27 protein-coding genes are annotated in these 26158 nt (G+C 52.9%); 15 read left to right on the top strand and 12 right to left on the bottom strand.

Annotation, left to right across the window (positions count from 1 at the left end):
- Positions 1-4: 4 nt before the first annotated feature.
- From V3851_RS06900 to V3851_RS06870, 7 genes are all read right to left on the bottom strand, one after another.
- A complete protein-coding gene (locus V3851_RS06900; RefSeq protein ID WP_331845780.1) occupies positions 5-508 on the bottom strand; it encodes a MarR family winged helix-turn-helix transcriptional regulator in 504 nt (167 codons plus the stop codon).
- Positions 509-1077: 569 nt separating this feature from the next.
- On the bottom strand, positions 1078-1887 hold the full coding sequence (locus V3851_RS06895; RefSeq protein WP_331845779.1) for a hypothetical protein: 810 nt from the start codon (positions 1885-1887) through the stop codon (positions 1078-1080).
- The gene (locus V3851_RS06890; RefSeq protein ID WP_331845778.1) at positions 1874-2911 is read right to left on the bottom strand and encodes a M42 family metallopeptidase; all 1038 of its coding nucleotides are present in this window, start codon (positions 2909-2911) and stop codon (positions 1874-1876) included. Before V3851_RS06890 ends, V3851_RS06895 begins: the two co-directional genes overlap by 14 nt.
- Positions 2912-2946: 35 nt before the next feature.
- Positions 2947-3273: a LapA family protein gene (locus V3851_RS06885; protein ID WP_331845777.1), complete on the bottom strand. Its 327-nt coding sequence runs from the start codon at positions 3271-3273 to the stop codon at positions 2947-2949.
- Positions 3274-3351: 78 nt separating this feature from the next.
- Positions 3352-5142: an oligoendopeptidase F gene (gene pepF / locus V3851_RS06880; protein WP_331845827.1), complete on the bottom strand. Its 1791-nt coding sequence runs from the start codon at positions 5140-5142 to the stop codon at positions 3352-3354.
- Between the two features lie 198 nt (positions 5143-5340).
- Entirely contained in the window at positions 5341-5514 is a 174-nt protein-coding gene (locus tag V3851_RS06875) for a hypothetical protein (protein ID WP_331845776.1), read from the bottom strand.
- A gap of 86 nt (positions 5515-5600) precedes the next feature.
- The gene (locus V3851_RS06870) at positions 5601-5834 is read right to left on the bottom strand and encodes a hypothetical protein (protein WP_331845775.1); all 234 of its coding nucleotides are present in this window, start codon (positions 5832-5834) and stop codon (positions 5601-5603) included.
- A 225-nt stretch (positions 5835-6059) separates the two neighbouring features.
- Here V3851_RS06870 and V3851_RS06865 point away from each other — a divergent pair, with 225 nt between their 5' ends.
- The 13 genes from V3851_RS06865 to V3851_RS06810 all read left to right on the top strand — a co-directional run bounded on the left by V3851_RS06865 (position 6060) and on the right by V3851_RS06810 (position 18122).
- Positions 6060-6257: a cold shock domain-containing protein gene (locus V3851_RS06865; RefSeq protein ID WP_009222768.1), complete on the top strand. Its 198-nt coding sequence runs from the start codon at positions 6060-6062 to the stop codon at positions 6255-6257.
- Positions 6258-6500: 243 nt separating this feature from the next.
- Complete coding sequence (locus V3851_RS06860) at positions 6501-7028, top strand: helix-turn-helix transcriptional regulator (protein ID WP_331845774.1); 528 nt, start codon at positions 6501-6503, stop codon at positions 7026-7028.
- A complete protein-coding gene (locus V3851_RS27070) occupies positions 7001-7240 on the top strand; it encodes a WYL domain-containing protein (RefSeq protein ID WP_462686681.1) in 240 nt (79 codons plus the stop codon). Before V3851_RS06860 ends, V3851_RS27070 begins: the two co-directional genes overlap by 28 nt.
- The gene (locus V3851_RS27065; RefSeq protein ID WP_462686680.1) at positions 7209-7559 is read left to right on the top strand and encodes a WCX domain-containing protein; all 351 of its coding nucleotides are present in this window, start codon (positions 7209-7211) and stop codon (positions 7557-7559) included. The genes V3851_RS27070 and V3851_RS27065 overlap by 32 nt, the downstream gene beginning before the upstream one ends.
- Positions 7481-8335, top strand: a complete 855-nt coding sequence (locus V3851_RS06850; RefSeq protein ID WP_331845826.1) for a prenyltransferase/squalene oxidase repeat-containing protein — start codon at positions 7481-7483, stop codon at positions 8333-8335. Before V3851_RS27065 ends, V3851_RS06850 begins: the two co-directional genes overlap by 79 nt.
- 402 nt (positions 8336-8737) lie before the next feature.
- Positions 8738-9130 (top strand): hypothetical protein, encoded by a 393-nt coding sequence (locus V3851_RS06845; RefSeq protein ID WP_331845773.1) that lies wholly within the window; start codon positions 8738-8740, stop codon positions 9128-9130.
- Positions 9131-9533: 403 nt separating this feature from the next.
- Entirely contained in the window at positions 9534-9914 is a 381-nt protein-coding gene (locus V3851_RS06840) for a phosphoribosylaminoimidazole synthetase (protein ID WP_331845772.1), read from the top strand.
- Positions 9915-10052: 138 nt separating this feature from the next.
- Positions 10053-11045, top strand: coding sequence for a LacI family DNA-binding transcriptional regulator (locus V3851_RS06835; RefSeq protein ID WP_331845771.1), 993 nt, complete (start codon positions 10053-10055; stop codon positions 11043-11045).
- A gap of 198 nt (positions 11046-11243) precedes the next feature.
- The gene (locus V3851_RS06830) at positions 11244-12593 is read left to right on the top strand and encodes an extracellular solute-binding protein (RefSeq protein ID WP_331845770.1); all 1350 of its coding nucleotides are present in this window, start codon (positions 11244-11246) and stop codon (positions 12591-12593) included.
- Positions 12594-12637: 44 nt separating this feature from the next.
- The gene (locus V3851_RS06825; RefSeq protein ID WP_331845769.1) at positions 12638-14011 is read left to right on the top strand and encodes a carbohydrate ABC transporter permease; all 1374 of its coding nucleotides are present in this window, start codon (positions 12638-12640) and stop codon (positions 14009-14011) included.
- A gap of 4 nt (positions 14012-14015) precedes the next feature.
- Complete coding sequence (locus V3851_RS06820; protein ID WP_331845768.1) at positions 14016-14861, top strand: sugar ABC transporter permease; 846 nt, start codon at positions 14016-14018, stop codon at positions 14859-14861.
- A gap of 18 nt (positions 14862-14879) precedes the next feature.
- Positions 14880-16037, top strand: coding sequence for a glycoside hydrolase family 53 protein (locus tag V3851_RS06815; protein WP_331845767.1), 1158 nt, complete (start codon positions 14880-14882; stop codon positions 16035-16037).
- A 15-nt stretch (positions 16038-16052) separates the two neighbouring features.
- The gene (locus tag V3851_RS06810) at positions 16053-18122 is read left to right on the top strand and encodes a beta-galactosidase (protein ID WP_331845766.1); all 2070 of its coding nucleotides are present in this window, start codon (positions 16053-16055) and stop codon (positions 18120-18122) included.
- A 250-nt stretch (positions 18123-18372) separates the two neighbouring features.
- Here the strand turns inward: V3851_RS06810 and V3851_RS06805 are convergent, their stop codons facing one another.
- Positions 18373-19605, bottom strand: a complete 1233-nt coding sequence (locus tag V3851_RS06805) for an MFS transporter (RefSeq protein ID WP_331845765.1) — start codon at positions 19603-19605, stop codon at positions 18373-18375.
- Positions 19606-19840: 235 nt separating this feature from the next.
- On the opposite strand from V3851_RS06805, the gene V3851_RS06800 reads away from it, so the two are divergent.
- Both V3851_RS06800 and pfkA read left to right on the top strand, forming a co-directional pair.
- Positions 19841-20920, top strand: coding sequence for a tetraprenyl-beta-curcumene synthase family protein (locus tag V3851_RS06800; protein WP_331845764.1), 1080 nt, complete (start codon positions 19841-19843; stop codon positions 20918-20920).
- A 21-nt stretch (positions 20921-20941) separates the two neighbouring features.
- The gene (gene pfkA / locus V3851_RS06795; protein WP_331845763.1) at positions 20942-21913 is read left to right on the top strand and encodes a 6-phosphofructokinase; all 972 of its coding nucleotides are present in this window, start codon (positions 20942-20944) and stop codon (positions 21911-21913) included.
- A gap of 85 nt (positions 21914-21998) precedes the next feature.
- Here pfkA and V3851_RS06790 read toward each other — a convergent pair whose 3' ends face one another.
- The 4 genes from V3851_RS06790 to V3851_RS06775 form a co-directional block, all read right to left on the bottom strand.
- The gene (locus V3851_RS06790) at positions 21999-23372 is read right to left on the bottom strand and encodes an MATE family efflux transporter (RefSeq protein ID WP_331845762.1); all 1374 of its coding nucleotides are present in this window, start codon (positions 23370-23372) and stop codon (positions 21999-22001) included.
- 104 nt (positions 23373-23476) lie between these two features.
- Positions 23477-24664: a putative glycoside hydrolase gene (locus tag V3851_RS06785; protein WP_331845761.1), complete on the bottom strand. Its 1188-nt coding sequence runs from the start codon at positions 24662-24664 to the stop codon at positions 23477-23479.
- A gap of 233 nt (positions 24665-24897) precedes the next feature.
- On the bottom strand, positions 24898-25092 hold the full coding sequence (locus V3851_RS06780; RefSeq protein WP_331845825.1) for a hypothetical protein: 195 nt from the start codon (positions 25090-25092) through the stop codon (positions 24898-24900).
- Between the two features lie 178 nt (positions 25093-25270).
- Positions 25271-26092, bottom strand: coding sequence for a YitT family protein (locus V3851_RS06775; RefSeq protein ID WP_331845760.1), 822 nt, complete (start codon positions 26090-26092; stop codon positions 25271-25273).
- Positions 26093-26158: the final 66 nt, after the last annotated feature.

The raw sequence follows: 26158 nt of genomic DNA, 5'->3' as shown, positions 1-26158 counted from the left end.
TCACCTATTCCTGTTCCTGTATAGAAGTTGCAACGGTTGCGTGCGGTTCGTTCGGCTCGAGCGAGAACTTATCCCGGATGCTTTCCAAAGAAGAGAGGAAGATCGCCAGATGCTCCTCGGAAAAATCCTCAAGGATGCCCTTGAACACGCGGTTCCGCTTTTCGATCATTTCATCGAGGACGGCTTGCCCGCCCGGGGTGATTTGAATCCAGCAAACCCGCTTGTCATTCTTATCCTTGACCCGCTCCAGCAGCCCGTCTTTAACCAATTTATTCACCGCGATCGTGTTGGCGCCGGACGACAGTCCGACCTGCTCGGCGATTTGCGAGATCATGCTGGGACCGCTGCGCGATACCGCCAGAAGAATGAAAAACTTGCTTGGTAAAATCGACTCGCCATCATTAAAAAACAACCTGCCCATATGATGGGCTATGGCCAGCGTCGTCTCGCAGATTCCTTCCACGACATCCTGGCCGCCGCGATCCTGTAAAGCATGAGCATCGTCCATCGCCCGAAGCCTCCTTTTTGTCCAAAAAAGTTTTATGATAAAGTTTTATACTCAAACTTTATCAAGGCAAGCGCTTTAAACGCTGTAAAATTTATAACACCCGGGGCGCTTGAAATAAATTTTTCTGACGATGGGGGAAATGATCCGATGTGATCCGATGTGATCTGATCAGATCCGCTCCGATCGGTTTGGCTGTAACTTCCGATGCCTCCTGTAATCTTGCGGAGAGCAAAGTTCCTGCGATTATGCATCTTTTTCGCCGGACTGTCCGAGGCCGAAAGAAATTCCTGCAAAAGTGCATCCATTTTCGGGCCATGACCCCGTTGCAAGCAGATATCTGGTGAAAACCTGCACATTTGCAGTTTTTTTGACGTTTATGGCCTTATGGAAGATAAAAGCCTGCACATTTGCAGGAATTCTCGGCGGGAACCGCCACGTTTGGACTGGTGGAGGGGAGAAGGTAGGGGATAGGCACGCATATGAAAAGGGAGCGGTAATTAAAAAGACACCGCTCAACTAATAAACGGTGTCTTTATGGCTATGTGTGTTGTAAACGGGACGGCTAAGAGTCAGCGGATGACGATGATCTGCTGCAGGTCCCGGGAGTCGCCGTAGAGCGAATGCTCGGCGGCCTTGAGCTGGGCGGAGCCGTCGCCGTCCAGGAAGACGCCCTCTTTGGCGGTGCCCGGGGCAATCCCGGCCGCGACGGCGGCGCGGAATTCGGCGGCGGTGCAGCGGTCGCCGGTGGCGACCAGCCAGAGCAGGCCGGTATCGTCGTAGACGAGCCCGGAGCGCAGGCGCCGCTCGTTCGGGTAGGGCAGGTGCTCGCGGAGCATGGCGGCCTCCCAGCCGGCCTCGTCGCCGAGGTTCATGCTGACGCCGCCCTGAGCGAAGTAACGGCCACGGTCCGTTACCTCAAGCTCGTCGGCGGCCGAGACGACCTGAACCGAGAAGCGGCCGGCGGCTTCATCCCAAACGAGCGTGCCGCGGGGATACTTGGCGTTGAACCAGCCGGAGCCGTATTCTCCGGCCCGGCCTTTGACAGGCATGTCATTGTTCACCGCGATCGACAGCACGCTGCTCTGGTAGAAGAAGCCGCCGTTCAACCCGTACACGCGGTAATCGCGGAGCGGCCGGTCCGCGGCCCGCAGCTCGATATGCTCCGGCTTTACCGCCAGCGCGTAAAGCTCAACTCCGCCTCCCGCGGGCGGAGCGATATGATGGAATGTATAGTTGCGGGGAAGCAGATAACCGCTTCCCCAAGCCAGCATTCCGAAGATGCAGAGCGCCAGCAGCGCCGCGGCCCCGGCCGCCAGCGGCCACCGGCTGCGTGACGAAGCCGGCGCTGCCGCGGCCTTTCCGGCATCAGCCGGCAACATAGGCGGCAAGCAGTCTGGCCGTGTTGACGACCGCCTGCTTATGCGTTCTTTCCATGGCGTGCGACGCGTGCACGCCCGGGCCGATCAGCGCGGCGCGGATATTGTGGCCGCCGCTCAGCGCGGCGGAGGCGTCCGAGCCGTAATGCGGATAAATGTCGACCGCATAGGCGATCCCGAGCTCCTGCGCCAGCTCGATCAACCGGCCGGTCATCTCGTAATCGTACGGACCGCTGGAATCTTTGGCGCAAATGGAGACATCGGTCTCCTTGCAGCTCAGGTTATCGCCCATCGCGCCCATGTCGACGGCGATCATTTCATTTACGCCGTCCGGAATCCAGGACGCGCCGTGCCCCACCTCCTCATAATTGGAAATGAGGAAGACGAGATCATGCTTCGGTGTCCAGCCTTCGCGCTTGCTCGACTCCAGCAGACCGAACAGGGCGGCGACGCTCGCCTTGTCGTCCAGATGGCGGGACTTCACATACCCGCTCGGCGTGATCACCGGCCGGGCGTCGAAGGAGATGTAGTCGCCAACGGCGATTCCGAGCTTCAGCACATCGTCTTTGCCCGCTACCACTTCGTCGATGCGGACCTCCATATTTTGTTCCTCCCGCTTGAATGTCCGGGCATCGTCATAGACATGGACGGAAGGATGGGAGGACAGAATCGTGCCCGTATACACCTTGCCGCCGCGAGTATGGATTTGGCAGTATTCGTTCTCGATGCTGTTCATCATAAATCCGCCGACGGACGTGATCGCCAGCGTGCCGTTCGCGTTGACGGCGCGAACCATCGCCCCGAGCGTGTCGACGTGGGCGCTGAGCGCGATTTTGCGCGAGGAATCGCGGCCTTTCAGCTCCAGCAGCGCTCCGCCCTTTTCGTTCTGAGAGAACGGGATGCCGAGCTTCTCGGCTTCGGTGCGGATCAGGTTCATAATGTCCCGGGTGAATCCGCTCGGGCTGGGCGTGTCGAGCAGCTTCTTCAGCAGGTCCAGGATATAAGCTTCATTCGGTTGAATATTCATAGGTAGCCCTCCAAAATTTGAGATCAAGGTTGTAGTTATTCTTGGGACGGGGTCATATCTTCAGGGGCCGCCGCGGCGGTATCTCCCGGCGCCGGGAAAACATAACCGGTAGCCTCTTGGATATGTACGAGTTTTGCGTTTAAAGTCTTGACTTCTTTCTGTAGACGGTAGCCGCGATAAATGCCGAAGGAACCGATGATGATGCCGCCGAGCAGGGTGGAGCCGAGGATGAGCAATATCAGCGGCAGACTGACGGAGCCGAACAAAAGATTGACCTGTACGGGATCGACGTTGATCACGGCGAATACGGCGGTGATCAGCGCAAATACGAGCGCAAGGATTAATGACCATTGAATTTTCACGAGGGAACACCTCCTTCTTATTGACAGTATAAAATCCCCTGCCCCAAAGGAGCAAGGGATTCACTGAGTGACGGAAGCTTATTTCGTCAGATTCTCCATTTGTTCGATGATCTCTTCGAATACGCTCATCGCTTCGCGGATCGGCTGCGGCGAGGACATATCCACGCCCGCTTTGCGCAGGATGTTGATCGAGTAGTCGCTGCCGCCGCTCTTCAGGAAGCCCAGGTAACGGTCGACCGCGGGCTGGCCTTCCTCCAGGATTTGTTTGGAGAAGCTGGTGGCCGCCGAGAAGCCGGTGGCGTATTTGTACACGTAAAAGCTCGTGTAGAAATGCGGAATCCGCGCCCATTCCATCTCGATGTCCCGATCGACGTTCATCTCTTTGCCGTGATATTTCACGTTGAGATCGTAGTAAATCGACGACAGCTCTTGCGGAGTCAGCGATTCTCCGGTTTCCGCCCGCTCATGGATAATTTTCTCGAACTCGGCGAACATCGTCTGCCGGAATAACGTCGTCCGGAATTGGTCGGCGTAGTAGGTGAGCAGGTACATTTTTTGCTTCGGATCGGTCGAATGCTTCAGCAGGTAATCCATCAGCAGCGCTTCATTCGTCGTCGAGGCGACTTCGGCCAGAAAGATCGTGTACTGCGCATCCCGGTATTTCAACGCTTCATCGGAGAAATAGGAATGCAACGCATGGCCCATCTCATGGGCGAGCGTAAACATGCTGTTCAGATTGTCCTTGTGGTTCAGCAGCACGTACGGATGCGTTCCGTAAGCGCCCCAACTGTAGGCGCCGGTCCGTTTGCCTTCATTCTCGTAAACGTCGATCCAGCGGTTGTTGAAGCCGTCGCGGAGGACGTTCAGATAATTTTCGCCAAGCGGGGCAAGGCCTTCTTCCACCGTCTTTTTGGCTTCGTCATAAGTGATGTCCCATTTGTATTCTTCCACCAGCGGGGCGAACAGATCGTACATATGAAGCTCGTCGACGCCGAGCAGTTTTTTGCGCAGCTTCATGTAGCGGTGCAGCAGCGGCAAGCTTTCGTGAACCGTGTCGATCAGATTGGTGTAGACTTCCTTCGGGATGTTGTCGCCGTACAGCGACATTTCCAGCACGGACGGATATTTGCGCACCTTGGAATAGAACATGTTTTTGTTGACGTTGGCGCTCAATGTTGCCGCGATCGTATTCTTCTGCTTGCCGTAGGTTTCGTAAACGGCTTTAAAGGCGCGGCGGCGCACATCGCGGTTCGGACTTTCCAGGAACTGAATGTAGCTGCCGTGCGTCAGTTCGACCTCGTTCCCGTTCTCGTCTTCGATCTTCGGGAATTTGATATCGGCGTTGTTGATCATATAGTAAATGTTATTCGGCGCCTGCGACAGGTTGCCGACCTGGGCGAGCAGGGCCTCTTCGGTTTTACTTAACACATGCGCTTTCTCGCGCTTGATTTCCTGCAGCGTAAATTTGTAGTCCGCGAGCTCCTGATTTTCGATCAGCGCGTCTAGCTCGTTCTCCGGCAGGGACAGAATTTCCGGCGTAATATAAGAAAGAGTCTCGCCGATTTCCACATTCAGCTTCTTGGCTTTTTGGGACAGCGCTTGATATGTAGGGTTGGTCGTATCTTGGTCGTGGTGCATATGGGCGTAGACATAAAGCTGTTCCAGCTTCATCGAGATTTCGTCCTCCAGGGTGAAGATCGCTTTAATATTTTGCGCGCTGTCCAGCTTGCCTTCGAATTCGGCCACTTTCTTTTTTAACCCTTTGACTTCTTCCAGGGTTTGATCCCAGGCCTTTTGATCGGGGAACATGTCTTCCAGTTTCCAGGTATTCTCCATTTTGACTTCGGAACGCTTCGGTAATGTGTTCATCGGAATCCTCCTTTGGTTTGGGTGAGCTGATTCGGCCTCCGCCCGCTGTCCGGATGCGGCACCCGGCACGGCGGCAGCCATGATGGATACGGTCAACAGAAGGGGAAACAGGCGAAATTTTTGCATTTTAATAGGAAACCTCCCTTTGGTTCAAGAGACATTTCCCTAGTATGCCCGCAGTCCTTCCGCGTTATGATGTCATAAGCCCATGCTGAAGAAACTGTAAACCAACAAACAAAACGCGACGGCCACCATAACGATGGCAACGATGGCAAAGCCGCGTCTTAACTTGGGAGGGATGTTGTTTTTCGATAAAATAATTACGACTCCCAGCGCAAACGCGCAAATGATAAAAATAACCAAACTGTCCATGAACTAAAGCTCCATCCCTTAAACGTATTATGGTTGGCCGGCGCCTCGCGGCTTTATGCCGGAAGGCCGAAACATGCGTGCCGGCTTTAGACCTGCTGGAAAGCGTCCATGATGTCCTGCCATTCCTGTTCCCTGCCGGCAAATTCTTCCTTGGGGAAGCGGCGCTGCGCCCACTCCATTAAAGCCGGACGGCTGAGAAAGGTATGGGATTCCTCGCCCCACTGGTCGGAGATTTCGCGGAGGATGAGGTTTTTGCCCTGTACCTCCACAGTCATCATATTCCATTTGTCCTTTTTGTATATTTGATGTTTTTTGATCATGGTAACGGCTCCGATCTTGGCGACAATGAATTGCGGCCACTTTCTTTGGAAATATTTTTATGAAAATGATAACTCACGCCTTGCGGGAAAGCAAATGATTATGGATGGACAGACCCAATAAAAAGAAGAAAATTTACCGGCGATGACACGTTGCATTGTCTTGGGTCATAGAGTATAATATGGTTATTCGTCAATGATGACGATTATTTTTAGGAGGTTGTTCATTTGAAAGGTACAGTTAAATGGTTTAACGCAGAAAAAGGCTATGGCTTTATTCAAGTTGAAGGCGGCGAAGACGTATTCGTTCATTTCTCCGCAATCCAAGGCGAAGGTTTCAAAACTCTAGAAGAAGGCCAAGCTGTTGAGTTCGAAATCACCGACGGCAACCGTGGTCCTCAAGCTGCTAACGTAATCAAATTATAAGATCACTTCCGAATCAATTTCGGATCACTTATAAAGTTTGGTTCCAAGCACGATAACTGAAGAACACAGCTCTTATGGGCTGTGTTTTTTTTGCGTTGTTGAAGGAATATGATTCGGAAAGGATTTGGATATAGCTTGGAGAATATAAAGGTACATAATAATGAGCGCTTTGAGGAATAGGTGACAAGCCGTTGTCACTGATAGCATGTTAAGGTAAAGCTGGCCGGGAGGTAATGAAGCGGGATGAAGCGGATGGACCGGATGATGGCGATAGTGATGGCGCTTCAGCAGCGGGCGGAGACGGCCCAGTCGCTGGCGGACAAGCTGGAGGTGTCCAAGCGAACTGTGCTGCGCGATGTTCAAGCCTTGGCGGAGATGGGCGTACCGCTCTACGCGGTATCCGGACCGGGTGGGGGTTACCGCCTGTTGGACGGCTACCGGCTTCCGCCGTTGCAGCTTACCGCCGAGGAGGCGCTGACTCTGCTGCTCGCCTTGGAGGGCATGACCAAATACAGCGACGGTCCGTTCCGGCAGGCGGGCTGGACGGTGGCGGACAAAATCCGCTCCGTCCTGCCGGAGCAGATGCTTGGCCAAATTGCGCCATGGCTCAAGCATGTCGGGCTGGAGGTACCGGAGCGGCCCACCAAGACGCCGCATTTGCACGCTTTGGTGCAGTTTGCGGCGGAAGGCGCCTGGCTCCGTGTGCGCTATATCGTTCGCAGAACTATCGGCGCGAATTGGATTTGCGACCCGCTCGCGTCTATGCGTTAGGCGGCTTCTGGTATTGCGAAGCCTACTCCCTGCAGCACGGGGAGACGCGAACCTTCCGCGCGGACCGGTTTGAGGAATTGCGCAAGCTTTCGGCGGAGGAGCGCGCCGCGGCGGAAGGGCGGCCGGATTGTCGCGAAGCTTACCTACCGCGGATCGCTGTTGGCGGAGCAGGACGCCCATATGGGGCACTTGGTCAGGCAGACGGGCGATGAGCAATGGGAGGTTGATTTCCATTGCCCGGAGTCGGAATGGAATTGGGCGATCTCTTTCTTTTTTTGGCTCGGCCCGGATGCGGAGGTGCTGGAGCCCCGGTCCCTGCGGGAAGCTTTAAAGGAGCGGGCCGCCGGTTTGGCGGCAAGATATGTTCGTAAACTATGTTTGAGGTTGACGAAGGGGAGGAATCATCTATGGGCACCACTAATTCTCAAGTACTCGAAAGCGGCAGGAAGTTTATCTACAGCAGCGCGAGGCTGCTGGACCGGATGCGTTTCGCTTATCATTTTGAAGGCGGAAGCCGGGAGAAAGTACTGAACGCGCTACGGCTGTACCAGAATGCCGACGGCGGTTTCGGCAACGCTTTGGAGCCGGATATGCGCGGCCCGCACAGTCAGCCGGTGGCGACGGAGACGGCCCTGTTGGTGATTAAAGAAGTGGACGGGTGGGACAGCGAACTGATGGATGGCGTTCTTTCCTATTTGAAAGAAATTACACTCGAAGGAGGCGGCTTTCCCCGCGCCACGACGGCGGTCAACGATTATCCCCACGCCCCGTGGTGGACGACGGAGAAAGACGGCGTTCCGTCGCTGAACCCGACGGGGAGCATCATAGGAATGCTGCTCGGGCAGCGGGTGCGGAACGATTTTCTGGAGGAAGCGTGGTTCCTTAATAGTGTGGACTTCCTATGGCGTTGCATGGAGGAGTCCGTACCCGGTGATTACCACGACGCGGCGCAGTGGATGTCATTCCTGGGGAATGCCGCCCGGATTGAACCGGAAGAGCGGATCGCCAAGTATCGCTCTTTGCTCGACGATTGGCTTATGAGCCCCAACGGTATCGAGAAAAATCCCCACGCCGAAGGCTACGTGCATAAGGTGCTCGATTACGCGCCCGCTCCGGGCTCCTACGCTTCTCGACTCGTCAGCTCCAATGAGCTGGCGCTGCATCTCGACTGGCTTGTAGGCGCTCAGCGGGAAGACGGCGGCTGGCCGCTCAGCTTCCCGGCCGTTAGCCCGGCCGGAGAGCAGGAATGGCGCGGCTGGTTGACTGTGGAAAACCTGAAGATTCTGAGAGCGTATGGGCGGGTATAGCAGCTAAACAAGGAGAACCCCTTTTGAGATATTATCTCGAAAGGGGTCTTCCGCTTTCCCGACTGACACTAGCGGACATGGTGGCCGTTATTTTGCGCAAGGATGCTTTTTTCGGAATCTACCGGACACCACAACCTCTATTTGCTAACCTTCAATAACCGCACTATACCAATGATTCCGGCAAGCTGACAGAAACAACGGCGGCTTCCAGTAGCGCAAGTTGAAAATATCATAGCAAGAGATGTAGCAAACAAAATTAATGAAATACCAGTCGGGGAGACGAAAAAATTCGTTGTTCCAGTCAGTGCCTCAAAGCTTGTAGAATATAGGGCCTATAACCGAGGCGGTGGAAATGTAAATATTGGAACGTATTATCCAAGATAAAGAAAGAGTGAGCGACTAATGGAATACTCCCATCTTCAATCGTGGTATTGTCATCCAAGAGAACTATCAAGTACTGAAAAGGATTGGATGGCAAAAATGTTGGACGTTGACCTTCCATACAGGGATATTTTGAAGGAACAGGTGGAGAATTCAAAAGCTATTGGAGAGTGTAAGTGCGGTTGCAGAACTATAAATATTCAAGTAGATCAAACTGCTGCTCGAAAATTCCCATATTCAATAAGAATACCTGTAGAAATGTCAGTTACTGAAGAAGGAAAACCACCAATATTATTTTTACTGCATCTAATTGACGGATATATTCATGAATTAGAGGTATTACGAGTTGATTCCACTCCAATTATTGGAGATATTGAATTTAGAAATGCAGAAGTTTTGGTGAATATTGAATAATTTTTAAGTATAAAAGCTGTATAAAAACATGAGATGGTATTTATAATTCAAGAAAATAAACTTGGTGCCGTTTAGTTTTTCGGTACCAAGTTTATTTCGACTCTAAGCAGACTCTTGAACGGAAAAACCAGATCGAAAATTGGGAAATTGACTGTATGTGTAACTTTGCAGACTAAACCTTTGGGTAGCGATATTCAGGAAGAAGATATATCTAGATTACAAAAGAAGTTAGCAATGGAAGAAACAATGTCAAATCCAGCATCAGGTAAACCTATTAACGTTCCCATGACACTCGTAGGCCAAAGGAAGAGGGATGGGTTAAAATGGCTCAGAATGTTAATGAGATAGAAACACAAGAACTGGGCAGGTGGATGATTTTAAATTTAAAAACTAGGAGGAAAGTATGGAAGTACAATTAAAAAACGATCCGAAGTTATCTGATTTATCCTACAAACTTGGGTATACAAGTAAAACTAAATTTGATTTTTTGAAGCATGTCGGCTATCTTGTATTTGGAATCTCTATTTGGAATAGCGCATTACAATATCTTTTAATTGAGCATGAAGGTGGTTTGCCTTCTTGGTATCCTGCCGAAATATTTAGTTGCTTTGATATGTCACTTCCTTATAATTGGTACCATAAGTTTTATGGCTATGAAAATGAAACAGGAATTATTTCAGTATGGGGGTATAAAGAGTTAGTAGAGAGCCAGGATTATTATATTGGGTTACAGGAAAGGCAAGCTGAGGATATAAATATATTTTTAAAACACATCACGAAATGACCGAACCAATTTATCTAAAATTATTAAGCCGCTGACAAGCGGTTTTTTTTCTCATTACCCCAAGTAAAACTTTTACTTAATCATTTACTTACCCGCCGAAATAGTGTAATATGGAAATCGTGAAATAGGAGGGATAACGTGGCTACGATCAAAGAGATAGCCGAGAAGGCCAATGTGTCCATCGCGACGGTATCGAGAGTGCTGAATAACGATCCCAAGCTGTCGGTGACGGAGAAGACGAGGGAGCGCATTTTTGAAATCGCCGATCAGATCGGGTACCGCAAGAAAACGGTCCAGCAGGTGATCAAAAACGTGGCTTTTCTGTATTGGTTCTCGGAAAAGGAAGAGCTGGAGGACGTGTACTATAAAACGATCCGGCTGGAAATCGAGCAGCAGGCGGCGGAGCGGAATATCGAGCTGGTCGTGTATAAAATCGGCGACGGCATCGAGGCGATCCATCCGGAGACCGAGGGGTTTATCGCCGTGGGCCGGTTTTCGAGCAAGGAGTTGGAGTATTTACATAAAATCACGCCCAATGGCGTGTTTATCGACAGCGTGCCCGATCCCGACCATTATGATGCGGTGAGACCCGATTTACGCTGGATCACCCGGAAGGCGATCGATTATTATCTCGAGAAAGGGCACCGGGATATCGGGTTTATCGGCGGCGTCGATATCGACCCCGACACGAAGGAAGAGCGGATCGACGTCCGGGAAGAGTCGTTTCGCGACTACTTGGGCAAGCTCGATTTGCTTAACGAAGCTTACATCTTCAGGGGCAAGCATTTCTCGGTAAACGACGGTTACGAGCTGATGCTCGGGGCGATCGACAAGCTGGGGCCGAATCTGCCGACCGCCTTCTTCGTCGCGGCGGATCCCATCGCCGTCGGCTGCCTGCAAGCGTTGAACGAAAAAGAAATTTCGATCCCGGCCAGGGTCAGCGTGCTAAGCATGAACAACATCAGTGTAACCAAATATGTATCGCCTCCGCTAACGACTTTCCATATAGACATCTACGAATTATGCAAGGATGCGATATCGCTGCTGCTGGAGCGGATTATTGCCAAGAGGTCTTTGGTCAAAACGATTTATTTAAACGCTGAATTGATCGTGAGGAAAAGTACGACTTAACAAGCGGAAGAGCGGTAAATCTAACATTTACTGCTCTTTTTTTATTGTCCCGGAAAAGGGAGAAAATAGGAAAATGAATTTTACTAATTTAACTTAAATATTTTATCTTATAATCGTTGATATTTTACTAAAACGGTGCTAGTATAAATTGGTGTAAGCGTTATCCACTCACAATAAATTTGCACAGGGGGCAAACAGATGAAAAAGTTGGGACTGCTAAGTTTGACATTATTGCTTGTAAGCATGCTCGCGCTGGCCGGATGCGGCAACGGGTCCGAGAACGGGGCGACAGGCGGCTCCGGCGGCAACGCCGCGAATTCCGGGGAAAGCGAAGGAATTCAGTGGGACGCGGAGACGAACGAATATGTCATGGAAGAGCCGATTGCATCCGGGGAAGTTCCTTTGAAGATTTGGGTCGAGTATGAGGAATACGGAAAAGCCCTGCAAGAAGCTTTCGCCAAAAAATATCCCAATGTGAAAGTTGAGTACGAAATCGTACCGAAAGTCGACAGCGTGGAACGAATGGCGCTCGACGGCGAGGCCGGTAAGGGAGCCGATGTGTTTACGACCAACTACGACGAGCTGGGCAACGCCATCGACAATGCGACCGCCGCGCCGGTCGGAAATTATGAAGCTGCGCTCAAAGAAAGAATTTCCGAGCCGTTCATCAATGTGGTCACCCGAGACGAGCAAATGTACGGAGTTCCGATCTCGACGGAATCGATCGCGTTGTTCTACAACAAAACCCTGCTCAAAGAACTGACCGGCAGCGATGAGCCGGCGACCACTTGGGAGGAAATTTCGGAGCTCGCCCAAACCTATAACAATCCGGCCACCAACCAGTGGACGATCCGTTTCCAGGCCGGACAAATCTATTATGCCTATTCTGTACTGTCCTCGCTGGGCTGGCATTTGTACCAGGACGGCGATCTGGACAACCCGAACTTCGAAGCGCCCGAATTGAAAGCGGGTCTGGAATATTACAAAGGTCTTAGAAACATCTGGAACGTCAACTCGGCCGACGCGACCTATGATTCGATCGAGAACGAATTTATCAAGGGCAAAACGCCGTATGTCATCACCGGGCCTTGGGTATTCGCCGATTTCGATAAGGCCGCCGCAGAGAACGGCTTTGAATACGGCGTAACGAAGCTGCCGAAGGTGGCGTCCGGCGAAGAAGCTTCCTCGTTCTCGGGCATTTCGGTTGCGGTCGTATCCGGTTATACCAAATACCCTGCGGCAGCGCGTGTATTCCTGAATTTCATGGCCTCCGACGAAGGCGCGGCAGCGCTGCATCAGTCGACCGGGGCGATTCCGGCTCTCAATGAGGAGCACCTTAACAACGTGGAAGGCATTGCGGGCAATGAACATATTGGGGGGATCGTGGCCCAGTCCGAGAATGCCGACCTGATGCCGCAGGTTCCCGAATATCTGTACACTTCGGGCAATTCGCTCATGGTCAACGTGTGGGACAACCTGCTCGGCGTAGAAGAAGCGCAGCAAAAAGCGACGAAAGAATATACGGAAATGAAGGCGTTAGTGGAATAATCCGCGCGTGTGCCGTCTTGAACTTGGAATAAGGATGTGGAGAAGTGAACGAGCAGGCAGATCGAAGAGCGCCGCTGTGGATAGTTGGAATCTTCTCCTCAGTAATATGGGGAGCGGGACAGCTGCTGAACAAGCAGTTTCTGAAAGGTTTTATTTTCTTCTGCATTTTTGCCGGCAGTATAGCCGTTGAGATTTTAACGGGAAATTACGGTTCGATGCCGCACGGGTTTTCCTTACGGGAAAACGGCGGTTTCTTCCTGAAAGGGGTATGGGGGCTCGTTACATTGGGCACCCAGCCCCGCAAGATGGGAATCACCGGTCTCACCGAAGGTGATCATTCTATCGTGCTGATGGTCAACGGGATCATCGCGGTCATGGTTATCGCCATTTTACTGTTTTTTTATATTTGGAATATCCGGGACGCAGTGAATGGAAGAAAGAGAATCATCCAAACCGGGGTTTGGCAAACCTCGACCGAGTATTTTAAAAAGCTGTGGGAATCGATGTATGCGTACATCGTGCTTTCCCCTTCCATCCTGCTGCTGTTGTTTGTAAGTCTACTGCCGATCGTGTTCGGCGTTTTGATCGCTTTTACGGATTACACCCGGAACAATATTCCGCCGACGAAGCTGATTCACTGGGTCGGCCTGGATAATTTCATCACCGTCACCCAAGTGTTTTCCTGGATGCATACCTTCCTGGGCGTACTTAGCTGGACGATCGTTTGGGCGATTCTCGCCACGGTGACGACATATTTCCTCGGTTTCTTCCAGGCGGTCCTCATCAACAGCCCGCGGGTGAAATTCAAAAAGCTGTGGCGGAGCATCTATATCCTGCCATGGGCGATTCCCGGCATGGTGTCCGCGCTCGTGTTCAAATCGATGTTCAACGGACAATTCGGTCCGGTCAGCCAGTTCCTGGTCGATATCGGACTGACTTCCGAACGAATTTTCTGGTTCACGGACCCCAGCAATACGACCCTGGCCCGGGTCATGGCTCTGATCATCAATCTTTGGCTCGGTTTCCCTTATTTCATGGCATTAATCGGAGGTACGCTGACGAACATTTCCGACAGCTACTATGAAGCGGCGCGCATCGACGGCGCGACTAGCGGCCAGATGTTCTGGAAAATAACGTTTCCGATCGTGTACAAAGCGACCGCTCCGCTATTGACGATGAGCTTTGTGAGCAACTTCAACAACTTCGGGGTCATTTACTTCCTGACCGGCGGCGGCCCGGCCAATCCGAACTATAATTTCGCCGGCAGCACCGATTTGCTCATCACGTGGCTTTATAAATTGACGCTCGATAACCGGCTGTACAACATGGGCGCCGTCATGTCGATTATCGTCTTTTTCATCGTCGGAACGTTCTCTTTATGGAATCTGAGGAAATCGAAAACCTTCGAGGAGCTATGATGGTATGAATAACAAACGAAAGAGCCATTCGGGGAAATGGAAAACGGCGCTGATCTATCTGGAATTGATCGTCATGGCCCTGGTCATCATTTATCCGGTCATCTGGATTGTCGGATCCTCGTTCGGCAGCTCCAAGGGACTGGCCAACGCTTCGGCGATCCCGGCCAACCCGACCCTGCAAAATTTCAAGGACCTGCTGACCAAGACGGATTTTCCTTTATGGTATATGAACACATTAAAAGTCGCATTCGCCAACATGTTTTTCGGGGTGCTGATTTCCACCCTGGGGGCCTACGCCTTTTCCAGATTTAAATTCAAGGGGAAAAGAGCCGGCCTGCTCAGCATTTTGATCCTGCAGATGTTCCCAACCTTTTTGACGGCAATTGCGGTCTATATGCTGTTCTTGAACTTCGGGCTGCTGAACAGCCTGACGGGCCTTATCGTCGTAGGGGTTGCGGCTCAACTTCCGTATAATTTATGGCTGCTGAAAGGGTATCTCGACGGCATTTCGCCGAGCTTCGACGAGGCGGCGCTGATCGACGGCGCATCGCGCACGCAGATCTTCGTGCGGGTTATTTTGCCGTTGGCCAGTCCGATGCTGACATTCGTGGCGGTAACGCAGTTTGCCGCGCCGTGGATGGATTTTATTTTGCCGAAACTGCTGATTTCCAGCGAAGAGAAAAAGACGGTCGCCATCGGGCTGTTTTCGATGATCAGCGACGAAACGAGAAACGAATTCACCTTATTCGCCGCGGGCGCGGTGCTGGTGGCCGTACCGATCGCCGCTCTGTATATCGCGCTGCAGAAATACCTGATCAACGGCTTGACGGCCGGCGGGGATAAAGGCTAGAGAGAGGGAGAGAGGACCATGGAGCAGTTTTTTATGAAGGGTGCCGACGTCTCGATTATTAAAGAGGTTGAAGCGTTCGGCGGCGTATTTTATCTGGATGGTCAAGAGAAGGATTTGTTTGAAATATTGAGCGTTAAGGGCATCAACACGATCCGGCTGCGCCTTTGGGTCGATCCGTACGACGATGATAAGCAGCCTTATCTGGGAGGCACCAACGATCTGCAGACGACGATCGAACTTGCCAAGCGGGCCAAGCAATACGGTTTGAAGTTTATGCTCGATTTTCATTACAGCGATTTTTGGGCCGATCCCAAAAAGCAATCCAAACCGAAGGCGTGGCAATCCTTAAGCGGAAAGCAGCTGGAGGATCAGGTTTATAACTATACGAAGGAAACCTTGGAAGTGTTCAAGGATCAACATATCGTTCCGGAATTCGTGCAGATCGGCAACGAAATCACGAACGGAATGCTTTGGCCTGAAGGCAAGACGCAGAAATATCTTTTCGAAGAGCGGAAATTTGAGGACATGGACCCGCAGGAAAAGAAGGAAGGCTACGACCGGCTCGCCGGGTTGATAAAAGCCGGAGTGCGCTCGACTAGAGAAACGTTGCCGGAAACGGCGGGCCAAGTGATTTTGCATCTCGATTTCGGCGGCGCAAACGATCTGTACCGGGGCTGGTTCGATGAGATCACAGCGCGGGAAGTGGACTACGACATCATCGGGCTGTCCTATTATCCGTTCTGGCACGGAACCTTGGAAGATTTGCGTTCCAATATGGAAGATATCAGTGCGCGCTACAACAAAGACGTGCTTGTGGTCGAGACTTCTTACGGGTTCACCGGCGAAGTGCCGCCGGGAGGCGCGGCGATCTTTTCGGCCGAGCTGGCCGAGATCGGGGGATACCCTCCGTCCGTGGAAGGGCAAGCGGCGTTCCTGCGGGATCTGATGGCGACCGTGAAGCGGGTGCCGGAAGGGCGCGGGCTGGGCATCGTGTACTGGGAGCCTGCCTGGCTGCCCGTGAACGGCACGAGCTGGGCCAGCTACGCCGGGATGAAGTACGGCAACGACATGGGCGAAATGGGCAATCATTGGTCCAATCAGGCCATGTTCGATTTTGACGGCAACGCTTTGGATTCTTTGAATGTGTTCAAAGCCGGCCCAACCATCGAGGAGTAAGGAGCTAACTTAGATATGACGAAAAGGTGGAAGACGGTTCATCCCAACGTAAAGGGGCTGCTGCACGGCGGGGATTATAATCCCGACCAGTGGCTCGACTCACCCGAAGTGATCGACGAGGACTTCCGTCTCATGGAACTGGCGCATGCAAATACGTTCTCCGTCAATATTTTTGGCTGGAGCGCGATCGAACCGACGGAAGGCGTGTATGCCTTCGAATGGCTGGACCGCATTATGGACCGGATTGCCGCCAAGGGAGGGCATGCCATTTTGGCGACTCCGAGCGGCGCGCGGCCGGCGTGGCTCAGCGAGAAGTATCCCGAAGTGCTGCGGGTAGGACCGGGCCGGGTAAGGAATTTACACGGAGAGCGGCACAATCATTGCTATACCTCGCCGGTTTACCGGGAAAAGACGCAGCAATTAAACCGCATGCTGGCGGAGAGATATAAAGATCATCCGGCGCTGATCCTGTGGCATGTGTCCAACGAATACGGCGGCGAGTGCCATTGCGAGCTATGCCAGGAGGCGTTCCGCAATTGGCTTCAAGCGGAGTACAAGAACGACCTTGCGGCGTTGAACCATGCCTGGTGGACCGGGTTCTGGAGCCATACGTTTACCGATTGGAGCCAGATCGAATCGCCGGCGCCGCATGGGGAAAACCAGGTGCACGGACTGAATTTGGACTGGAAAAGATTCGTAACGCATCAAACGATCGACTTCTACAATAACGAGATCAAGCCGCTGAAGGAAATTACGCCGAATATCGCGGTTACCACGAATTTCATGGGCAGTTATCCTTATATGAAGCCGGATACCGGGCTCAATTACGAGGAGTTCGCCAAAGCCGTCGATGTCGTCAGTTGGGATTGCTACCCGGCCTGGCACAACGATTGGCAGTCAACGGCTTCGCTGGCGAAAGACGTGGCCTTTGTGAACGATCTGTATCGTTCCTTGAAGGACGGACAACCGTTCCTGATCATGGAAAGCACGCCGAGCCAGGTCAATTGGCACGGGATCAACAAGGCGAAGCGGGCGGGGATGCATAAGCTGTCGTCGGTGCAATCCGTCGCGCACGGCTCGGACTCGATTCTGTATTTCCAATGGCGGAAAAGCCGCGGTTCTTCGGAGAAATTCCACGGTGCCGTCGTCGATCATGTCGGGCATGAGCATACCCGGGTATTCGCCGATGTGGCCGAAGTAGGCGAATGGCTTGGGCAATTGCCGGACATCGCCGGAACTTCGGTACGGGCCGAGGTCGCGATTATATTCGACTGGGAAACGGAATGGGCGCTCGCCGATGCCCAGGGCTTCGGCAAGGACAAGAAATATATCGAGACCTGTCAGGAGCATTACCGCGTGTTCTGGGAAGCGGGAATCCCGGTAGATGTGATTACGCCGGACAAACCGGTGGATGGGTACAAGCTGGTCATCGCGCCGATGCTGTACATGATTCGCGACGGGTTCGCCGGGAAAATGGAGCGATTTGTGGAACAAGGAGGCACCTTCGTGACCACGTATATGACCGGTGTCGTCGACCGGCATGACCTGGCCTTTACGGGGGGCTTCCCGGGACCGTTAAAACCGCTGCTCGGCATTTGGTCCGAGGAAGTGGACAGCCTGTATCCGAGCGAGACCAGAGAACTAACGATGCGGGACGGCACGCGCTATCAGGCGCATGATTATTGCGAATTGATCCATGCCGTTTCCGCTGAAGTCGAAGTCGCGGCCCGCTTCGATTCGGATTTCTACGCCGGACAGCCCGCGATTACGGTGAACCGTAGGGGGACGGGGAAAGCGTACTACATCGCGTCCCGCAATGAAGCGAAGTTTCACGATGATTTCTATAAAGGGCTTATGGAGGACCTGGGGATCCGGCCCGCCCACGGGTTGAAGTCGCCGAAAGGCGTGTCCGTGCAAACAAGAACGGATGGGGAAACCGAGTATATCTTCGTGATGAATTTTACCGAGGAGACGCAACGCGTGGAGACGGACCGGAGCTATCGGAATGTTATTTCCGGGGAAATCATCCGGGAAGCCGTTGAATTGCCGCGGTATGGGGTATTGATTCTGAAAGCGGCTGTTTAAAACGACAAGTTGAACAATATTTGCTTATACACCGGAATAACAGGGCTGCCGTCATTATTTTGCGGCAGCCTTGTTCCATTTCCGCCGAGCTTGTTCAATATACTAACTTGACAACAACTTTTGAATCAACCAGGGCTTAATCAGCGGTATTATGAAGCAGTTTCATGGAATCGCCGAACTGATGAAATACGTCGAGCTGCAATAAAATAACGCCGCATGCGCATGGGCGGCGTTATTTCATTGCTCGTCTTTAACCGGCGGACTCCTCCATCGCGGGCTTCGTTTCCGTGGCGGCCGTTCCGGCCGGGACCTGATTCGGCAGCATTCGCGGCCCGCGGAAGAAATACCGGCTGGCGAAGCCAAGGCAAGCGAGCATAGCGAACGACATGGCGGTGAAATAGAAGTTCTGTCTGCCGAACTCCTCGAACACGACGCCGCCCAAGGTACCGCTCAGCAGCCCCGATGCACTGGACCAGACGATTGTGTACAAGGCCATTCCGGTGGCCCGGTATTCGTCCGGAATCAGCCGGGTGAGCATGCGGATGGCGGTGACATAGAACACCCCGAAGGACAAGCTGTGCAGCATCTGGATCGCGACGATCGCCACGGCCGAGTCCGCGATCCCGACCAACAGGAAGCGGGCGGCAAAAGCCAGGCTGGCGAACACGAGCAAGGGCAGCTCTTTGATTTTTTCCCCATAGAGGCTGAGCAGCAGGAAGATCGGAATTTCGGACACCGAGGAGGCGAACTGCGACCAGCCGATGATTTTCTCGCTGGCGCCAAGCTCGTTCAGCGTTACGGTAAGAAAGGCATCGTTCATCCGCACGGCGATGCCGAGCGAGAAGACGCAGCCGAAAAACCAAAGCAGCTCCTTCTGCTTCAAGATGCCCCAGATGCCGGAAAGATCCATCTTGGCGACAGGGCTTGCCTGATCTTTAATGAATAGGGTGATCAGCAGCGCCGCCGCAGCGATGGCGATCATCACTGTCATCGTGTGCGACGAGCCGACGAAGGAGAGGACATAGCCGATAACCAAGGCAAAGAAGGCATATCCGATCGAGCCGAAGATCCGCACGGTAATAAAGCTCTTGTTGTATCTTTGGGCGGCGTTTATGGCGATCGTGTCGGATAGCGGAAAAACCGGGTAATAGAAAAAGTAGAATATCGTAATGACCAGCACGACGACCGAGAAGCTGGTGGAAGCCGATAATACGGTGCATAGAATAATTTCCCCGATCAGAAGAATCAGCATAATTTTCTTGATCGTCCTGTATTTGTCGCTAGCGATGCTCCACAGCAAATTGGCCACCAGTGAGATCATGGGACCAAGGGCATACAGGATTCCGATTTGGCTGCTGGAGAAGCCGAGCCCGGCATAAAACTTCGGAAAGTAGGATGATACGAGCACGCTCGTACCGAAAATGGTAAAGGTAAAGGCGCGCAGCCAAGGCAGTTCAGGCCGGGCTGATGAAGAAGGCTTCATAGTATTTCTGTAGGCTCCGTTCCGGTTGATTTAGTTGTATCATGGATACTCCGCACATATAGATTTTAGTATAGCACAGACCCGGGAAAAAGGGATTAGAAACTGCGCCGGATCTGTGTATAATATGAGGCGCAGGAAACTGTGACTTTGTTTATTTGTGCAAAAAGTTGGATCATATTATAATTAGAATGATTTTTTAATATTGGTTTTTTAACAACGTAGCGGAGGCAGGCCATTGATTGAATTGGAGCAAAGCCGAAACCAGTTTCCAAGGGAGCCGATAAGGCTGATGAGCCGCGTGTATAAGTTTATTCTGCCCGATGTCCGCAAGGAACTGGATGGTTGGAGACACGAGGCGGACGCGATTCCCGATCCCGAGCTGAGAAAGCAGGCGCTTGCCAGCATAAAGACGAAAGAATTCCATTGTCAGGGCGGGGCGGTGTATGCCGCCGCCAATTTGGACAAGCGTGAAGTGTTGGTTCCTTTAATTGTAGCTTTTCAGACGATCAGCGACTATTTGGACAATTTGTGCGACCGGAGCACCTCGTTGGACCAAAACGATTTTCGTCTGCTGCACCGGAGCATGCTGGATGCGGTAGATCCCGGTACGGGTTTGCAGGATTATTACGCGCTTCGCGACGAACGGAACGACGGCGGATATCTTCACCGTCTGGTGCGGACTTGCCGGGACAATATCGCCAAGCTTCCGGGTTATGCCGCGGCCAAACCGTACATTACCGATTTGGTCGGCCTTTATTCCGATCTTCAGGTATACAAGCATATCGATCCGAATCTCCGGGAAGAAGCGCTGCTTCAGTGGTGGGAACGGCATAAGCACCGGACGCCGCAGCTGAGATGGAACGAATTCGCCGCAGCCACGGGGTCCACTTTGGGTGTGTTTATGCTGTTTCTGGCGGCAAGCAACCCGAAATTGGACGACGGCAGCGCGGAAGTCATCCACAGTTCCTATTTCCCGCATGTTTGCGGTCTACATATTATGCTTGATTATCTGATCGATCAGGCGGAAGACGAAATAGGCGGGGATTTGAATTTCTGCAGCTATTACGAAAACAAGGAAACAATGCTGAGCCGGATCGCTTTCATTGTGGAAGAGGCGCGCCGGGATATTAAGCGGCTGCCCGCTTCCTCGTTTCACCGGATGATTATCGAAGGGCTGCTGGGGCTTTATTTATCAGATCCGAAAGTTAGCGAGCAGAAAGAGATCCGCGAAGTTTCCCGCCGCCTGATGAAGCGAAGTCCGCTGATGCGGGTGTTTTTCTTTGCCAACAGCCGCTGGATCCGCAAATATCTTTAATAATTTTTAGGAGGAATCATCATGTCAGCAGTTAAAAAAATCGCAGTTCTTACCAGTGGAGGAGATTCTCAAGGCATGAACGCGGCGGTGCGTGCCGTCGTCCGCAGCGGCTTGTATTACGGCCTGGAAGTATACGGCATCCAGCGGGGTTACCAAGGCCTGCTTAACAACGATATCTTCGCTATGGATATTCGCAGCGTAGGCGACATTATCCAGCGCGGGGGGACGATTCTGCAATCGGCGCGCTGTCTGGAATTCAAGACGCCGGAAGGCCAGCAAAAGGGCGCGCAAATTTTACGTGACCGCGGTATCGACGGACTGGTCGTCATCGGCGGGGACGGTTCATACCAAGGCGCCGAGAAGCTGAGTAAGCTGGGCATCAAGACGATGGGTCTGCCGGGAACGATCGACAACGATATCTCGTTTACGGATCACACGATCGGCTTCGATACGGCGGTGGGCATCGTCGTGGATGCGGTCAACAAACTGCGGGATACGATGTCTTCCCATGAACGCGCGTCCGTCGTGGAAGTTATGGGCCGCCATTGCGGGGACATCGCGCTTCATGCCGGACTAGCCGCCGGCGCGGAAACCATTCTGGTACCGGAGGTGCCGTTCGATTTGAATGAGGTTGCCGACCGGATGAAACAGAACTTCGATAACGGCAAGAGACATAGCATCGTTATCGTGGCCGAAGGCGTGGGCAAAGGCGAGGAAGTCGTCGAAGCGATCAAGAGACGCCAGCCTTCCGTCGAGCCGCGTGCTACGGTGCTCGGACATATTCAACGCGGCGGATCGCCGACGCCGTTTGACCGCAATCTGGCCAGCCGCCTGGGCGACTTCGCCGTTCGCAGCCTGATCGCAGGGGAATCGAACAAAGCCTGCGGCATGATCGGCGGAGACATGGTGCTCACCGATATCGAGAAGGTCGTATCCACCAAGAAACAATTCAATATGGAGCTGTATGAGCTGGCATCCCGTTTGTCGCAATAATTGATCCTAAACAAAAAGCTGCCCTTGGAGTCATAACCGTTGACTCGAAGGGCAGCTTTTTTGTTCCCGGAACGGCGATCGACTGTCAGCCTTCGGCGGGCTTGCCTGCCGTTCCCTGCGCCATCCGCCTTTGGATGACGACGAGGCGGCGCAGCAGGAGTATCGCCGCGACACCGAGCCCGGTGATTAGGCCGACCCAATAGCCGTATGGGCCTTGGCCGGTATAATTGGCGAGGACAAATCCGAGCGGCAGTCCGATAATCCAGTAGGCCAGGAGCGAAATCCAAAAGCCCGGGTTGACGTCCTTGTAGCCCCGCAGCACCCCTTGCACCGGCGTGGCGATGGCGTCGGAGATTTGAAAGAAGATGGCGTACACAAGAAAATGGGTGATTAGGACAATGACCTCCGGTTCATTTGAATATAGTCCGGCCACTTTTGAACGGAAGACCATCAGGATGACCGCTGTGAACAACGAAAGGGCGACGGCGGTACCGACGCCGAGGATACCGTATTGCTTCGCGTCCTTGAGCCGGTTTGCGCCCGCTTCATAGCCGACGAGAATCGTCAAAGCGAGGCAGATGCTCAGCGGGATCATATACAGGGTCGAAGCGAAATTGTTCGCCGCCTGATGCGCGGCAATCGTCAGCGTATCGAACCGGCTCATCAGCAGGGTCACGGCGGCGAATACTGCGGTTTCGAAGAAAATCGCGAAGCCCATCGGCACGCCGATCTTCATCAGTTCCTTCCATTTGGCCAGGGATACGCCGTGCAGCTTGCGGAAGATGCCGTAGCCCGCAAAAGGCTCGCGTTTATGTACGATCAGCAGCGCCAAGGCGAAAATGCACCAATAGGTAAATGCGGTCGCGATGCCGGACCCGATGCCCCCGAGGCGGGGAAAGCCGAGACGGCCGAAAATCAGCACGTATCCGGCGCCGACGTTGATCGGCAGCGAGACGAGGGTGATTAGCATCGAAACCCGCGTTTGACCGAGCGAATCGATAAAGGAGCGGATGATGGTATATCCGAACAACGGAATAATGCCGGTCGAGATCGCCACGAGAAAATAAAATGCGACATGATGAACTTTCGGCTCCAGGTTCATGCTGTTCAGCAGCGGGGAGAGGACCAGCCCGCCGATAAGGAGGATGGCAATGCCGACGGCGACGGCCAGCCACAACCCCTGCATGACATGATATCCGACCTTGCGATGTTCCCCGCGGCCGACCAACTGGGAAACGATCGGCGTAATCCCCATCAGGATGCCGCTGAGTCCGGTTTGCACCGGCACCCAGATGCTGGACCCGATCGCCGCTCCCGCCAGATCGGCCGCACTGGCATGGCCGGACATCGTCGTGTCAAAGAAGGTCATGAGCGACATCGTGACCTGCGTAATCAGGATCGGAATCAATATTTTCAAAAATTGAACGTACTTCTGCTTCAGACTATAAGTTTGGTTCATAAGCGGTAACTCCGTTTCTTCGAGTGAAAACCCGGGCGGGAGGCCCGGGTTCGGTATGATTTAAGTATAGATCATATTAAGGATGATGGCTGTTTGCTTATTTACTAGTAATCCACACCGGACGTGTACCGGTTATTGGCGTTCCAGAGCAAATATTCGTCGATCTCCATCTCGCTTAAGGCGCGGATTTGTTCCTCCACCTCATGCTTGCCGTATTTCGTATAATGACCCTTGCCCAGCCAGCTCGCCGTAAAATCCTGAATCCAAGGGCGGATAATCGGCTTCTCTTCGCCCAGCGGGTCCAGCTTCTTCAGCGTATCCGTCACCGCTCCCTTGATCGTTTGGTACGGAGCCTTGTCCGGGTCTGTGGCGTTGAACCAGCCGGTCGTGTAATGGCTCGGATAGATCATCGGACAGATGATGTCGACCTGGTTCGAGATTTTCACGAAATCCTGTCCGATCCCTTCGGCGGCCGGAACCGATGCGGCGTAGCCGAAAATGTCGACCGACACTTTGATGCCCAAAGGCTCGAGCTGCTCGCGGGCGTACTGGACAAAAGCGGCGACGGTGTCGATCCGGCTGAGCTCGTTCTTCGTATATTTGAGCGAGTCGGCCCGTTTCTCAAAACCTTCCGGAAAGCGGACATAGTCGAATTGAATCTCTTTGAACCCGTGTTTCGCGGCTTCTTTGGCGACTTCTATATTATAATCCCATACTTCCTTGCTATACGGATTGACGAAGCTGTCGCCTTTGCCGTTGCTCCAGACGGTCCCGTCGGCTTTGCGGAACGAGAGCTCCGGATTTTTCTTGGCCAAAACCGTATCCTTGAACACGACGATGCGGGCGATCGGATAGATATCGTGCTTCTCCAGCCGGGCCATCAAGGCGTCGACATCGCCGATGAACGGCTGGGGCTTGCCCATTTTCTGAAGCGTGGGATTATCCGTTTTGTAGGTAATGTATCCAGCGTCATCCTTAATGTCTATGACCATGGAATTAAGCTCGGTGCTGTCGACCAGATCGATCAGCGTATTCAGTCGCGAGCCTCCGGCGCTGTACGCGGTCACGTAAATTCCCTTGACTTTGGGTGCTTCTTCCTGCTTAAGCGATTGTGCCATCGCCGCAGGAGACAACGGATCATCGATCCGCCCCGCCGCCGCATTGGCGGCAAAAGTGCTGTAGGCCGACTGCAGGATCGCCGGCATTCTGCCCGGTTCCGCAGGCTGATCGGCCGGGGTTCCCCCGCTGCCGGTTCCCAAGGCCAGAAGTAAAAGTGTCCATAGGATGTTCATGTTATTCTCTCCCTTGTATGCGCTCGCTTTAGATTATATCCGATGACCGGTTTGCAGAAGGAACAGCTTTGTCACCATTGGCGCTTCTCTCGCTTGACGCTGCAATGTACTTTTTTTAAACGAATCGCCCCGTTCTTAAACGGTTGTTTTCGGACCGGCCGGTTTCATGTGCCGAAAAAAAGCCGCTTCTTCCGCTTTTGCAGAAGAAACGGCTTTGGCGACTCGGTGTTTATTTAATGAAGAAATGCGGAATTTTGATGCTCGCAGATGCTGAATTGAATAATTTCCATCGCATCTTCCGGTTCCAGGACGGTCATCCCATCGCGCAGGACGATCATGGAGTTCAGTTCCTTCTGATCGAAAAAAGGCAGCATATCCGGGAACCACTTCATGACAATTTGCTCCAGTTTTACCGTTTCCATTTCCACATCCATCACCCTTTCCTAAAAGAATCATTCGTTGCCGGAATCATTCCTACTTCGGAAAAGCATACAGCCTGTGAAATAAGGTAAAGCTGACCATGATATGGAGATTTTGAAGGAACCGCTGCTATAATTATATCACCAAACCTCACGAATTGGAACGGTAAACGCGCGTCTATGAAGGCTAGCGCCTGCGGAACGAACCCATGACGCCGACGGTTTCCACAATATTGACAAACGCGCCGGGATCGGTAGCTTTGATGATTTCTTTCAGTTCGGTAAGCTCATAACGGGTCGTTACGGTCATGAGCATATCTTTTTCCTTATGGGAAAACGCTCCTTGCGTCTTGATCAGAGTTACGCCGCGCGGGCGGGTGAGCAGCCGCTCCCGCAGTTCCTCCGTCCGGTCGGTAATGATAAAGAGCGTGACTTTGAGATGGTGGATATGGATAAAATCCAGCACCTTCCCCGCGAGGTAAATGGAAACCATCGAGGCGAGCGCCAAATTCCAGTTTCCTTCCAGATAGCCCATCGCTAAAATGACCAGGGCGTTCAGCCCGACGAGGAACTGGCCGACGGGGAAATCCCGGTACCGCGTAACGATGGAACCGACGATGTCGAAGCCGCCGGAAGAGCCGCCGACCCGGAAGGAGAAGCCGCTGCCAAGGCCGACCAGTACGCCGCCGAATACGGCGGAGAGCAGCGTATCCGATGCCAGCGCCCTCTCCGGGATCAGCGACATGAACCAGGTCACGGCCACGACCGACAGCATGCTTAGGCCGATAAACCGCTTGCCGAGCAAGAACCAGCCGGCGATAAGGATCGGCACATTGTATGCCAAGTACATGGTGTTGATGCTGAGCGGGGAGAAGTACCCGGTCAGCATGGCGAGTCCCGAGACGCCGCCGCTGAGCAGATGTTGCGGAACGAGGAACAGGTTGAAGCCGGATGCGATGCAGGCCGCCCCGATCAAGATGACGATACAGTTCCTGATTTCCTTTAACACTAAATTCACCTCGCGATAATATGCAGTATCTAAAGCCTGCTTGCTAGTATTCTTTATTTGTTTTGT

The sequence above is a fragment of the Paenibacillus haidiansis genome (assembly GCF_036553665.1).
Lineage (GTDB): Bacteria > Bacillota > Bacilli > Paenibacillales > Paenibacillaceae > Fontibacillus > Fontibacillus haidiansis.
This window is presented reverse-complemented; position numbering and strand designations above follow the sequence as displayed.